Genomic DNA, 13,848 nt, shown 5'->3' with positions numbered 1-13,848 from the left:
AACCTCCAGCAGGTGGAGATGCAAGTACTTGATCGTCTTCCATTCGCCGAACCGAGCGACTGCAGACCGGGTCGTCCCCGATGCCTGCGCGAGCCGTGACTGGCGGCGACTGGATCGACCAGAATGTCGTCGGGCGACAGCAGGCAGCACAGTACGGCCGACAGCGGCCAACCCGGGGGAGGCGTCTTGTCGAGTGCGTGGGATCGGCTCGGTCGGCTGACCGAGGCGGGCCTCAAGGGTGCGAAGGCCCTGGGGGACAAGGCACGAGGGTGGCGCGACGAGGTCACGGCGGGCTTCGGTGACGAGCCCGAGCGGGCCCTGGTCGAGCCACTGCTGCCCGGCCAGACCCTCCACTACGTCGGTTTGGAGTCCATCCGGCTGCCCGAACTGCACAAGGTGGGCCGCCAGTTCGCCGACGAGATGGCCAGGAACGTCGGCGAGGCGCTCGATCCCCGTACCCTTTTCGGCCTGCTCAACATCGTCAACCCGGCTCTCTGGGTGGAGGCGGTGATCTGGCCCGTACGCCGCGCTGCCGAGATCGTGATGCTCCCGATCGACGTCGCCACGGGCGTGACCGCCCAGAAAACCATGCCGGGTACGACGGAGCCCAGCACTCCTCCCCAGGCCCCCGAGGCGGAACAGGAGCGTCGGCAGCCGTTGCCGCTGCCCCCGGAGCAGGAGGCGTTCCGGGCGATGTTCCGGCTCAGCGCGTACCGGCCGCTCGCCGAGCAGTTGGCCGAGATCGCCTACAAGCGGCGGTACACGTTCAGCGGTGAGCTTGCCAGCTCGGCCGGCAGCATGCTGCTGTTCCTGACCCGCTTCACCGGTACGCCGCTCGCGGTCACCGACACCCATCTGCACCTGCTGCGGATGGGGCGCCGCCCGGACGAGGGCAAGCCCGACCGGCGCCAGCCGCGTGTGCTGTGGAGCATGGACCGCCGGCACATCGCCCGGATCGACGCCCAGCACAGCGGAACGCGGGTCCTGTCCTTTCCGATGACGATCACCTTCGACGACGGCTCCTGGATCCGGGTCACCAACCCGTCGGTCCGGGTGGACCAGTGGCGTTTCTACGCCGCCGTCAGCGAAATCCCCGGCGACCGCCCCAGACCCGGCAGTGAGTGACACCGCCGACCGTGCTCATTCCCGGGCTATGGCTGTCGGTGGTGCGGCGACGACAACGGACACCCCGAACGACGCGTCGGCGGGCGACGCGCCGACGGACGATGGTAGACGGAGCACCCGGTTCGTTTCCGGATCGACGCGCAGGATGCGGGTGCCGGCGACATCGCCGTCCAGCAGCCACACACTGTGCCGACCCGCGACAACCGCGAAGGCGGGATCGTCGGGGTCGGCGGCCTCGACCGGCAACCGGGCGAGCACCTCCGTGGTCCGGAGGTCGATCCGGACGACCTCGGAACGAACCTGGTCGGCGACCCAGAACGATCCGGCCGCGACCGCGGCGGGGAAGTCCTGCGACACGTCGGAGACCCGTACCTTGTGGAGTTGTGGCTCGGCCACCTCACCCACCCGTACGACGTTGCCGCAGTTGCCTGTCGCCCACACCTCGCCGCCCACGTCGTACATCCCGCTGACCAGTTCGCTGTCGGAGAGCGGAATCGACGACCTCGGAGCTGCGGTGTCCGGGTCCAGCACCCAGATCTCGGGTTGATTCCATCCGACCGCCAGCAGGCTGTCCCGGGTACCCAGCAACTGCCCGATTCCGGTGTCGCCGGGCAGATCATCCACTATGGATGTCGCCCCGGTCGTCGGGTCCACCCGAACCAGCCGCCGGCCGCCGGCCAGCCACAGCCAGTGTCCGGTCGCCGCGAGCATCGTCGGCTTGAAGTCGGCGGGCAGCGGGATCGCCGAAATCTTCCCGGCCGGACTCACCCGCCACAACCGCCCCGGCTGCGCGATCCACAGCGACCCGTGTCCGTGGTACAGCCGGTTGTCGGCGAGCGGCCGGGCCGGAACGACGACCGCCGACGCGGTCACCCGGGCCCTGACCGGATCGACCAGGTCGATCCGGCCGTCGTTCTGGTACGCCCAGACCAGCCCGCCGCCGACCGCCAGAATCGGCGGGCCGATCGAGCGACCGATGCCGACCCGGGCGGTGACCTGGTTGGTACGTCCGTCGACGGCGCTCAGCGTGCCCGAACCGTCGGCCACCCAGAGCGCCTCCGGCACCGGCACCGGCGCTGGCTGGCCGGCTGGCGGCGATCCGGGCGAGTCCCGTCCGGCCGGCATTTCGATCCGCCCGTCCTCGGAGCAGTCGGACGCCGACGCCGCCCCGAACCGGACGCAGGAGCCGAGTGAACCCGCCACCAGTACCGCCACGACGGCGGACAGAACTGCCGTGCCCCGTACACCAGGTTGGCGAGTCACCCGAACACCCTGACAGAGGGTCGCTGACCCGATCACGACCCGCCGTCGGGGACGACCTCGCCCGTGATGGCACGGGTCCGCTGCGCGACTGCCGCGGTTATCGGCGCGAGCGCCGGGAGTCGCATGCCCTCCGGGCCGAAGATCTGCCAGGCGATCGCGACCGCGTACCACGGGGCCGCCGGGCCGTGCAGCATCAACGGATTGCCCTCCTGGTAGCGGAGCACGAACGACCACTGGGACAGATCGGCGGCGAGTTCCTGTACGCCATTGTGCCAGAAGCTCAGCAGGTTGCCCTGGTAGTCCCCGAGTAGCCGCTGATTGGTCAGGACCATCCGCACCTGCGCCTGGTCTCGCCACTGCGCCGCCGCCATCGCCTGGGCCCGGCTGCGGGCACTGGCGTTGCTGATGGCGTCACTGGCCATGCCGGCGAGCACGAATCCCGTCGAGCCGAACCAGAAGCTGTTGCTCTCCCGGTACTGCGCGGAGGTGCCGTAGAAGCGGGCGTAGCCCAACACCGTGTCGCCGAAGATCGTCTCGTTCTGGCCCAGCCGCAGCCCGGTCGGCGGCAGGGCGACCATCTGGCCACCGCGCGCCAAGTGCTCGTACAGCCGGCATGCGCTGCTCCAGCCGTCGCGCAGGACGGCGTCGAGGGCGGCGGAAGCTTCCTTGCGGCGGCTCACCTGCGGTTCCTCCGGCTCTGCAGTGCGGGCTCGTGGCGGCGGAGCGCGCACCGCACCGCCGCGGTCAGAAGTATGGTCTGGCCGGCGAGGACGGCCATCGCCCAGTTCCAGGCGCCAATGGTGTGGGCCCAGAGCGCGTCTGTCGAGGGTTTCAGCATTATCCCGCGCAGGTCAACCGTGGCAGCCGCGGCGGCGTATCCCCAGCGGGCCGGGGCCAGCCAGGAGAGCTGTTCGATTCCGGGGCGCCCGACCACGGCGAACAGCCCGCCGCAGAGCACGAGTTGCGCCATCACGAGCCCGACCAGTACCGGCATCGTCTGCTCGCTCGTGGACACGTGAACACTGACCAGCAGGCCCAGCACCGTGGCGGCCAGTGTGGTCAGCCAGATCACCACGATCAGCTCGACCAGCGGTACACCCAGGACGAGCGCTTCGCGTGGCCCCGGCCGGCCGGCGATGCCGAGCAGGACGAACAGCGCCGCCTGGAGCGCGTTCAGTACGGCGAACACGGCCAGCTTCGCGCACAGGTACGCGCCGGGCGCCATGCCCACCGCGCGTTCCCGGCGGTAGATGGCGCCCTCCCCGACGAACTCTCGGATGCCACCGGCCAGCCCGATGAATACCGCACCGATGATCAGGATGACCAGCAGTTCGGCGGCCTCGGTGCTGCGCCCGGACGCTCCCGCGGGCAGCCCGAGACCGTCGGATCCGGGAACCACGTGCAGCAGAGCGGCGAGACCCACCGGCAGACCGAGGGAGAGTGCCGCGTACAACCGGTCGGCGAGAGTGACCGCGACCGTGCGGCGGGTGAGGATGGCCATCTGTCGCCACCAGCCCTGGCGCGGCGGCGGCGCGTCCGTCGCAGGCCGTTCGGTCGGCGGTCCGGCCTTGGCTGGCGTACGGGTGGCAGCGAACTGGGCCGCCCAGACGTCCGGCTCGGCGGCGACCGCAGTGAACACGTCGGCGTAGTCGGCCGCCCCGAAGAATTCGAGGAGCCTGTCCGGCGGACCGAAGTAGGCGACCTTGCCGCCGGCGGCGAGTACCAGCACCCGGTCGCACACGCTCAGGTGCAGCGGGCTGTGCGTCACCACCACGACGGTGCGACCGCGGTCGGCCAGCTCGCGCAGGCCCTGCATCACGTCCCGGTCCAGCGCAGGATCGAGCCCGGAGGTCGGCTCGTCGAGGAAGAGCAGCGAGGGCTCGGTGAGCAGTTCCAGCGCCACCGAGGTGCGCTTGCGCTGTCCACCGGAGAGCGTGTCGATGCGCTGGTCGGCGTGCGCGGTGAGGGCGAGCTGGCCGAGCACCTCGTCGATGCGCTGATCCCGCTCCGCCGGGGTCACATCGGAGCCGAAGCGCAGCCCGGCCGCGTAGCGCAGGGCGCGGCGGACGGTGAGCTGGCGGTGCAGGATGTCGTCCTGCGGCACCAGACCGATGCGGTGCCGCAGGTCGGCGTACTCGGCGTAGAGGTCGCGGTCCTGGTAGTGCACCGTGCCGGCCTGGGCCGGGCGGTTGCCGGTCAGCGCCCCCAGCAGCGTCGACTTGCCGGCGCCGCTCGGGCCGACCACCGCGAGCAGACTGCACTCGTCCAGGTCGAACGAGACCCCCGAGAGCAGGTTCCGGGCGCCGACCATGACCCAGAGCCCTTCGGCGCGCAGCGACACCCGGCCGGCGTCGACGTAGTCGTGCAACGTGGCGCCGTCGAACACCATCTGGTGGTGTCCGAACGAGAGGAGGTCATCGGCGTACAGCACTGCCTGCTCGACCTGCCGCCCGTTGACGTACGTGCCGTTGCGGGTACCCAGGTCGATGACGCGGTATCCGGCACCGTCCCGGACGAGGTCGGCGTGATAGCGGGAGACCAGCAGGTCGTCGAGGACGATATCGTTGTCCGGCGCCCGCCCGATCCGGATCCGGTCCGTGGCCCGGTAGCTGGCCGACGGCGTACGGCCCAGCGCGAACCGTGCCCCGGATGGCGGCTCGGCACCGGCCTCGTACCTGCTCGGCCGTACCTCGGTCAACAGGCCCGGCTGCGCCGAGTCGGTCACCGTCGGCGGGGGAGCGGGCTGCCCGGCCGGCCGGAATGTGAGCACCGGACCGTCGACGGCGTTGCCGAGCCGTACCGCGTAGGCGTCCGTTATCTCGAGTTCGTGCACCTGTTGGCCGTTGACGAACGTCCCGTTTCGGCTGGCGAGATCCCGTAGGTGCCACCGTCCGGCCCGATAGCTGAGTTCCAGGTGCTCCCGGGAGGCTCGCGAGTCCTCCAGAACGATCGCACAGAGCGGATCACGCCCGATTCGCAGCGGCCCGCCGTCCGCCGTGATCCGGCGTTCCCCGTCCTCGTCGGGCACGCCGACCAGCAAAATGGCGCTCACGCCGCCACCGACCCCGACCTGGTCACCGGCCAGCCTTGGGTTTCGGCAGCCGCTTGGCCATCGATGTCGCCATCTTGATCAGGTCGCTCTGGTAGCTGCCACCCTGGTAGTCGTTCTGGATCGCGACCTGGAAGAGCACCTGCCCCGAGCGGACGAAGATCATGGCATAGATGCCGCTGGAGCCGCTGACAGTGATCCCGAACGCCTCCTGACCCAACTTCGGCACCGTGAAGGGTCGCCACCCGCACCGCTCGGCCGCCTTGCGCACGGCGTCGAGGAACGGGTCGGCCGCGTTGCCGTAGAAACCGGCCACCGCCGAGCCGAGGTAGGGGTACTGACCGGTGGTCACCCAGTAACCGTTGCTGCTGTGCGCCCCGATCGCATCACCGCGAACGTTGCCGTCCGAACAGAGCGATAGCTTGGCCAGACCATTGTGCAGCGCGTCATTGGTGGAGCTGCGCTTGGCGGTGTCGCGGTCTGGGAGCCTCATCGCGGAGACGACGTCGGCCACCGACAGCAGTACGGGCTCCAGCGCGGTGACCTCCGGCGGTGGGGAGGCACGGTCGATGCTGGGGGTCGGACTCGCACCGATGCTGTTGGGCAGACCGTCCTGGACGGCCCTCCAGACCGGCGGGACGCAGCAGGCGGCGAAGAGGACCGCCGCCACGATTCCGATGACCAACGGGACCTTGGACTTCTTCCGTGGCTGCCCCGGAAAGCCCGACGGTCCCGGGCCGGGCGGCAGCGGGTAGCCGGACGGTCCAGCGTTGGGCGGCGGCGGGTAGCCCGGCGCCGCCGGGCTGCCTGGTGGCAGGGAGCCGGGCGGCATTGGGTAGCCCGGGGGCCCGGAGGTGGGCGGCGGCGGGTTGCCTGACGGTGCCGGGCTGCCTGGTGGCAGGGAGCCCGGCGGCATTGGGTAGCCCGGGGGCCCGGAGGTGGGCGGGAGCGGGTAGCCGGGGGGCCCGGAGGTGGGCGGCGGCGGGTTGCCTGACGGTGCCGGGCTGCCCGGTGGCAGGGAGCCGGGCGGAAGTGGGTAGTCCGAGGGTGCGGAGGTGGGCGGCGGCAACGGCCTCGGTGCCTCGCCGACCGAGGTCTCCAGCGGTGTACCGCGCAGCGCGGTGACCCAGGCCGCTGCGGCGGCCGGCCGGCGCTCGGCGGTCACCGCGACCATCGACACGATTCCCCGGATGATCCGGTCCTGCCCCGGGCCGAGCGCCCGGGTGAGCCGCTGGGTCATGCCGTCGATGTCGCCTGGCACCGGCATCTCGCCAGTCACGGCGTAGTAGACGGTCGCACCGAGGGCGTAGCGGTCCGTGGCCGGGGTGTACTCGCCCCGGGCCAGGGACTCCGGTGCCATGAACGGCGCCGTGCCGTACAGCCGGGCGGTGCCGCTGGTGCTGTGCAGCCGGACCAGGCCGAAGTCCACGAGGTACGCCCGTCCGGCGCTGGAGACCAGGACGTTGGCTGGTTTGATGTCCCGGTGCAGGACGGGTATGCCGTCAGTGTCCCGGCCGCTGTGCAGGTAGTCGATGGCCTCGGCGATCGGCTCCAGCGGCGTGAGGATGTCCAACCCGCGTACCTCACCACCCTCCAGCATCTCCTGGAGGCTGCGGCCTTCGATCCACTTCATCACGAAGTAGAGCCGTGGTGCGGCGTCCGCTGTGGACCTGCCGGCCTCGTGCGGCGGTGGGCCGACGAAGACCTCTTTGACCTTTACCAGCGCCGGATGCTCCAGTTGGGTCGCCAGCGCTGCCTGTAGGCGGAGGCCCTCCAGGCCGCGGTCGGTCTGGTCCTCGCCGGGAACCCGCAGGATCTTCACCGCGTACGCGAACGCCACGTTCCCGTGGTGCTCGCGAGCTCGCCAGACCTCGCCCTCGCCGCCAGCGGCGCGCCTTTCGATCAGCTCGTACCGGTCCGGTGCATCCGGCGGCCCCACGTAACTGTACTGCGCATCCGACACGGCGATCATCCTGCCAGCGTCGTGCTGACGAATCCAAAACTGTTTTCATATCGCAAACCTCCACTTCCGACCAGGCGTCGCGGTGGTTCGCAGGCAGGAACGGCCGGAGCCGGATCGGCGTGCTCGGCGCCAGGACCTATCCGGTTGCTGAGGGAGTACCTGCCGGAGGCGGCGGCCTTCGACGACACCCGGGCCGTACCGGTCGACCGGCTCGCCGCGCTGCTCGGCGACGCGCGGGTGGAACCGGTGCCCGTGCCGCACGACTGCACCGACGGGTTCGGTGCGGCGTACTGGCGCCGGCCCGACGCGTATCTCGATCCGGCCGTCCGGGCGGGGATGTCCTCCAGACCGGTGTTCTGGATGAAGTCGTTCTTGGCCGTCGTCGCCCAGACGTGTTTCGTGGGATCGCCGCCGGTGATGTTCAGGTCCTTGGCGCCGCCGACCTCCGCGCCGGGGCTGGCCACCAGCACCAGATCGTCGGCGTTCAGTCCCGCCTGCTCCGAGGCGGTCTGCCCGATCACCGTCGTGCCGTAGCTGTGCCCCAGCACCACGTTGTGCGACGAGTCGCCCTCGTGGGTGACCCGAAGCCCGGACTGGAAGTGCCGCAGGTCGCCGGCACCCTCCTCGGCGGTCGACCCGCTCCAGGTCGCCGCGGATCCAGCGCGTCGGCCCGGTCGTCGATCGCCTGGGCCAGGTCCCCCAGCCGGTCGCGGCCGTACGGAAGGACTTCGCGTCGACGTTCAGCAGCGCCTCGGAGGTCAGACCCGGCATCAGATTGCCGCCCTGCCGGACCGGTTCGCGGCCCGGTCGTCGGACGACTGGTAGTTGTTGGCGGCGTCGATCATCGCCTGCCCCGCCTTCTCCAGCCGGCCGACGAGTCCGTTCAGGTAGTCGTGCCAGCCCTGCGACGCGGTGGCGGCGGCCGTGGAGGTGGCCCATCCGGCGGAACCCGCACCCTTGGCGGGGGCGAGTTTGCCCTCGGCCGAAGAATTGTTGTTCTTCAGATCGCTCCCGACGGAAATGACCTTGCCGCCCAGGCTCCGTAACTCCGGCGTGTTCACCCGCACCGTCATGCCAGGCCCCCGCGTTGATCGCAGTCGATCCAGCGGTGGCAAAGTATCAGTCACCCGATGATCGGCGCCAACAATTGATCAATGCCGATTCCAGTGGCAATCGCCGATGTGCGGTCGTCGGCCGGTCGGCGGTCAGCGGCCGAGGTCAACCGCTCAGAGGCCGAGGTCACTCAGCCCTGGATGATCGTCGGGGCGCGGCCCGAGCGGCCAGTGGTACTTCCGGTCCGCGTCCTGGATCGGTACGTCGTTGATGCTCGCCAGTCGTACCCGCATCAGGCCGTTGTCGTCGAATTCCCAGTTCTCGTTCCCGTACGAGCGGAACCAGTTTCCGGAGTCGTCGTGCGACTCGTAGGCGAAGCGTACGGCGATACGGTTGCCGTCGACGGACCAGAGTTCCTTGATAAGGCGATACTCCAGTTCCTTCGCCCATTTACGGTGAAGGAACTGGATTATCTCGTCCCGCCCGTTGATGAACTCGGCCCGGTTCCGCCACCGGCAGTCCGGAGTGTACGACTGGGCCACCTTCTCCGGGTTCCGGGAGTTCCAGGCGTTCTCGGCCAGTCGGATCTTCTGGATGGCGGTGTCCCGGGTGAACGGAGGCACCGGAGAAGGTGCGGCCATCTGCTCTCCTCGGCATCGGTACGGATGCTGCCGGCGTACTCGGTACGGATACTGCCGGCGTACATGGCCAACGGTGCTGCCGGCGTGCGTGGTCAACGGTGCTGCCGGCGTACGTCGTCGGCGGTGCTGGTCCCAGCCTAGGAAGGCGGGACCCGGTCCCCGGGCCGATCGGCAGAAATCGCCGAAGCGGCCCGACCGGGGCAAACGGGCGGTGCCCGCCGCCCCTGCCGGGACGACGGGCACCGCCGGTCGTGGCCTACCTCCGGGTCAACACCCGGCCGGTCCGCCGGTCAGATCCCGCCGAGCCGGGCGGGACACGGGTTCACCGGATCGAGTACGTAGTCGAGCGTGGTGACCAGGCTGGGCTGGATCTGCTGCCGCTTCACCTGGGGCACCCAGCCGTCCTTCGCGACGATGACGTCGTACCGGCCCTTCGCCAGCCACCAGGAGTACTTCCCCTGGTTGTTCGCCGACAACGTGTAGCCGGTGCTCGGGTCGCCGACCAGGTTGGCGCGGACCGTCGCCAGCAGCGGAACCTCGGCGCCGCCGCAGGTCCGGCCGATGACCGTGCCCTGGATCTTGCCCCAGGTCCCCGGCGGGGAGACGTTCATCTCCACCCCGATCACCGGGACCGGGTACGGGGTGTCGGTGACCAGGCCCAGATCCACCGTGTAGGTGCCGGGCTGGGCGACGCCGGCCGCGGCCGTGGCGGTCAGGCTGACCGTGACGACCTTGGACGCCCCGGCGGCCAGGGTGAAGGTGCTCGGCTCGGTGGTCAGCCAGGACGCCTGGTCGGCCTCCAGGCAGGCCTCCAGGCCACCCAGCCGCTCGGTCTCCGCCGACCCGACGAACGAACTCGGCGAGCCACCGACCTTGTACGCGCCGCAGACGCCGGCACCCCGGTACCGGGCGAACTGCGCGTTCGGCAGGTTCACCCAGGCCCCGGCCACCGGGTCGTACGCCACCGTCCGGTTGGTGAGCACCGTCGAGTTGGCGGTCGCCCCGCCGGCCAGTACGAGCATGCCGCCGGCCGCGGCGTACTGAGAGCCCCAGAGGTCGAGCGGCATGTCCGGCAGCGGCGACCAGGTGTTGCCGGCCGGGTCGTAGACGTACCCGTTCTTGAACTCCGCCGCGCCGACCCCGCCGGCACAGTAGACCTTGCCGCCGATACCGCCGCAGGACATCCAGGAGGCGCCCTGCGGATAGTCGGCGACGCTGCTGAACTGGGTGGTCAGCGGGTCGAACACCGTCGCGTCGGCGGAGTCCGCGGAGCACTCGTTGTCGGCACAGCCACCGACGACGTAGAGCTTGCCGCCGGCGACCGCGAAGGCGGCTGCCGCCCGTGGCTCCGGGTTGGTCACCCCGGGCAACGTGCTCCAGCTGCCGGTGGCCGGGTTGAACATGTCGACCGTGGCCACCGGCGTGGAGCCGGCGCCCCAGCCGCCGACGGCGTAGATCCGGCCGTTGAGCGCGGCGACCGCCGGCTTTGATCGGGCCGTCGGCATGTCCGGCAACGCGGCCCAGGTGTTGGCCGCCGGGTCGTACACCCAGGTCTTCCGCTCGTTGCCGGTGCCGCTACCGCCGCCGATCGAGTAGACCTTGCCGCCCAGCGTCACCGCCGAGTTGTCGAAGACCGAGGCCGGCGTGTTGGCGACCCGGGTCCAGGCCTCGTCGACCAGCGGTGCCGCCGCGGCGGTGTCCGTTCCGGCGCCGTACGCGATGCCGGTGCGGCTCTTGCTGATCCCCTTCATCCGGTGCTCGACCAGCTCGGCGCCCTTGGCGGAGAGCATGCTGAACTGTCCGCCCCGTTCCAGCAACTGCACGCTGGCGGGCGCGTTTCCGGTGTTGGTGACCGTCACCTTGACGTTGCGGGTGCTGCCGTACGGCTGATGCAGTTCCAGGTTGGTCGGGGTGACCGTCAGCCGGGCGGCCCGGAGTGCGAAGTTGGCCTGCCGGGTGCTGTCGGCGACCACCGTCACCGACTTGCTCAGTGGCTGGTACGGCGCGAGGCTGGCGGTGAACGGCTGCGCGCCGGTCAGGCTGGAGAAGAGCCAGTAGAAGCCGTCCGCGATGTTCGGGTCGTCCGGCGTCGCCGCCGAAACGCCCCGGTCCGCCGGCTGGCCGTTGCTGGCCACGGTGACCCCGTTCAACGCCGCGCCGGTGTTGGCGTCGGTGGTGAAGCCGGCGACCAGGCCACCCGGCTTCGGCGTGCAGAGCCGGTTGACCACCTGGACGTTGTCGACCTCCCACCACCAGGCGAAGGTGCCCCGGAAGCGGAACCGGACCCGGACGTCCGCCGCACCGGCCGCGGCGTCCAGCGGGACCTCCTCGACCCGTGGGCCGCGCCGGCTGGCCGTCTGCTTCCAGACGTTGGTCCAGGTGGTGCCGCCGTCGGTCGAGATGTCGACGTCGGCGGTGTCGCCGGTGCCCACGGCCCGCCAGTCGCTGTTGAACCGCAGCAGCGGCGCGTTGACCGCCGAGAAGTCCAGTGCCGGCGGGATCAGGTCGGTGTCCTGGGTGTTGCCGCTGCCCAGCTTGTCACTGTCGATGATGGCGAAGTTGCCGGTACCACCGGTCAGGTTGGTCCGGGTTCCCGGGTCGTTGAACGCCCAGCCGCCCTTGTCGGTGCGGTTGACCACCGACCAGCCGGCCGGAGCCGTGGTGCCGTCGAAGCTCTCCGAGAGCAGCGGTTCGCTCATCCCGGCGAGGTAGCCGGCGGCGGTGCAGCCCGGCGATACCGGAGCGGTGATGTTGAGGGTCCGGGTTCCGGTGCCGAGTGCGACGTCCGTGGTCACCGGCCGGTATCCGGGGTAGTTGACCGTGGTGGTCAGCTGGTACCCGGCGTTGCCGGGCACCGTGAACGAGTAGGCGCCGGTCACCGGGTTGGTGTAGACCGGGCCGTCGGGGCGACCGGAGACCTCGATCTTGGCGTACAGCGGCCAGCCGTGACCGGAGCCGTCGGTGACCTTGCCGGAGACGGTGACCATCGGCGCCGCCGCCAGCCCGAAGTTCTGGGTGAGGACGTCACCCCGGGCAACGGTCACCGTCGCCGTGCCGGCGGTGTAGCCGTACGCGGTGGCGGTCAGCTCGTGCACTCCGACTGGTAGGACCAGTGCGTACTTCCCGTCCGCTCCGGTGACCGCGCTGAAGGTTCCGGTGACCACCCGGGCACCGGCGACCGGGTCTCCGGTGCCGGCCTTGGTGACGGTGCCGGTGACCCGGCCGGCGTCGCCGCGCGGTGCGGCGTTGACCGCCTGGTACGCGTTGAGCCGGCCCTCGCCGAAGGTGTTGTTGTCGTCGACGGTGCCGCCGCAGGTGAGCGCGTCGACGTCGGTGGCGGTGTCGTCGAGCAGTTGTTCGGTGGCCGGAACGTTGCCCTTCAGCGCCGGGGCGGCCGACCAGATCAGCGCGACGGTGGCGGAGACGTGCGGGGCCGCCATCGACGTACCGTTGCCCGTCCCGTAGGCGTTGCCGGGGATGCTCGACCGGACGTTGCTGCCCGGTGCCGAGATGTTCGGCTTGATTCCGCCGTCGATGCTGGACGAGCCCCGGCCGGAGAAGCTGGAGATGGTGTTGTTGATGTCGTACGACCCCACCCCGTAGGTGTTGGGGTAGTCGCCCGGGTTCTCGGTGGTGTTGCAGCCCGGGCCGTCGTTGCCGGCGGAGAAGCTGGGGAAGATGCCGGCGGAGCGCCAGGACTCGACGGTCTGCTTGTACCACTCGTCGTCGCGGCCACCGCCCCAGGAGTTGTTGACGATGTCGGCGTGCAGATCGGGCCGGGCGTTGTCGCCGTTCAGGTCGGTCGGCGCGAGCACCCACTCACCGGCGGCGAGCAGCGAGCCGTCGGAGCAGGTGTTGGTCTCGCAGCCCTTGGCGGCGATCCAGCGGGCTCCGGGCGCGACGCCGATCTGGTTGCCGGCACCGTCGTCACCGACCATGGTTCCCATGGTGTGCGTGCCGTGGCCGTTGTTGTCGCACGGTGCCGGGCTGGCGCAGACGTCGGCCGCGTCGAACCAGTTGTAGTTGTGGTCGAAGGTGCCGCCGCCGGTGTTGCCCCGGTAGGCACCGACCAGCGCCGGGTGGTCGAACTGGACGCCACTGTCGATGTTGGCGACGACCAGGTCCTCACCCCGGGTGTCGAACTCGGACCACACCCGGGGGGCCTCGATGTTGCTGAGGTTCCACTCGACCGCATTGGTGCCGGCGTCGGTGGTTGCCCGGATCGGTTCAGGTTTGATCAGTTCGTAGGTGCGACTCGGTTCGATGCTTTCCACTTCGGCGCGTGCCGCGATGGTGTCGACCAGGTCCCGACCGCCCTGCACCCGGAGCACGTTGGCGATCCAGAAGGACCGGTACTTCACGCCGAGTTTGTCCAGCTCCGCGCGGAGTCCGCGCTGGCTGCGGTCTGCCGTGCCGGTGAGTTGCCGGTAGACCGTGGTGGCCCGGTCGTCCGAGTCGGCCAGCTTCGCCGCGCCGCTCAGGTCGGCCCGTTCCCGCAGGTAGACGGTGAAGGTGGCGGTGCCCTCGGCGGCCAGTTCGGCGAGCAGTTCGGCGCTCACCGAGGCCTCCGGCCCGGCCTCCGGTCCGGCCGCCGTTGCCACTGCGGGCTGCGCGGTGAGGCCGAGGATCACGGCGAGCCCGATGGCGGTCATCCGCCAGAGTCTTGGCCGGCCAGCCTTGCTGCGCCCGGGTCGATGCGGCATGGGTCCTCCCCGAATGTTCGGCATCCCGATCCGTTCGGGTGCCGGCCCACC

9 protein-coding genes are annotated in these 13,848 nt (G+C 70.4%); 1 reads left to right on the top strand and 8 read right to left on the bottom strand.

The genetic code is table 11. The annotated features are described in order from the left end of the window. The first annotated feature begins 186 nt into the window (after positions 1-186). On the top strand, positions 187-1,125 hold the full coding sequence (locus ACFP2T_RS03590; RefSeq protein WP_377417175.1) for a hypothetical protein: 939 nt from the start codon (positions 187-189) through the stop codon (positions 1,123-1,125). Positions 1,126-1,140: 15 nt separating this feature from the next. Here ACFP2T_RS03590 and ACFP2T_RS03585 read toward each other — a convergent pair whose 3' ends face one another. The 8 genes from ACFP2T_RS03585 to ACFP2T_RS03550 form a co-directional block, all read right to left on the bottom strand. Then, on the bottom strand, positions 1,141-2,388 hold the full coding sequence (locus ACFP2T_RS03585) for an NHL repeat-containing protein (RefSeq protein WP_377417172.1): 1,248 nt from the start codon (positions 2,386-2,388) through the stop codon (positions 1,141-1,143). Between the two features lie 32 nt (positions 2,389-2,420). Then, the gene (locus tag ACFP2T_RS03580) at positions 2,421-3,068 is read right to left on the bottom strand and encodes a hypothetical protein (protein ID WP_377417170.1); all 648 of its coding nucleotides are present in this window, start codon (positions 3,066-3,068) and stop codon (positions 2,421-2,423) included. After that, on the bottom strand, positions 3,065-5,440 hold the full coding sequence (locus ACFP2T_RS03575) for an FHA domain-containing protein (RefSeq protein WP_377417167.1): 2,376 nt from the start codon (positions 5,438-5,440) through the stop codon (positions 3,065-3,067). The genes ACFP2T_RS03580 and ACFP2T_RS03575 overlap by 4 nt, the downstream gene beginning before the upstream one ends. A gap of 22 nt (positions 5,441-5,462) precedes the next feature. After that, entirely contained in the window at positions 5,463-7,409 is a 1,947-nt protein-coding gene (locus tag ACFP2T_RS03570) for a serine/threonine protein kinase (protein WP_377417165.1), read from the bottom strand. Beyond that, positions 7,406-8,008: an alpha/beta hydrolase gene (locus tag ACFP2T_RS03565; RefSeq protein WP_377417885.1), complete on the bottom strand. Its 603-nt coding sequence runs from the start codon at positions 8,006-8,008 to the stop codon at positions 7,406-7,408. Before ACFP2T_RS03565 ends, ACFP2T_RS03570 begins: the two co-directional genes overlap by 4 nt. 162 nt (positions 8,009-8,170) lie before the next feature. Continuing rightward, on the bottom strand, positions 8,171-8,473 hold the full coding sequence (locus ACFP2T_RS03560; protein ID WP_377417162.1) for a hypothetical protein: 303 nt from the start codon (positions 8,471-8,473) through the stop codon (positions 8,171-8,173). 153 nt (positions 8,474-8,626) lie between these two features. Then, positions 8,627-9,094 carry a nuclear transport factor 2 family protein gene (locus tag ACFP2T_RS03555; protein WP_377417160.1) on the bottom strand — a complete coding sequence of 156 codons (468 nt, stop codon included), beginning with the start codon at positions 9,092-9,094 and terminating at the stop codon, positions 8,627-8,629. 290 nt (positions 9,095-9,384) lie between these two features. Continuing rightward, on the bottom strand, positions 9,385-13,797 hold the full coding sequence (locus ACFP2T_RS03550) for a S8 family serine peptidase (RefSeq protein WP_377417158.1): 4,413 nt from the start codon (positions 13,795-13,797) through the stop codon (positions 9,385-9,387). Between the last annotated feature and the right edge of the window lie 51 nt (positions 13,798-13,848).

Origin of the sequence: Plantactinospora solaniradicis (genome assembly GCF_042658085.1) — a bacterium.
In the GTDB taxonomy this organism is placed as follows: domain Bacteria; phylum Actinomycetota; class Actinomycetes; order Mycobacteriales; family Micromonosporaceae; genus Plantactinospora; species Plantactinospora solaniradicis.
Note: the sequence above shows the minus strand (reverse complement) of the source record. Positions and strands in the feature narration are given on the sequence as shown.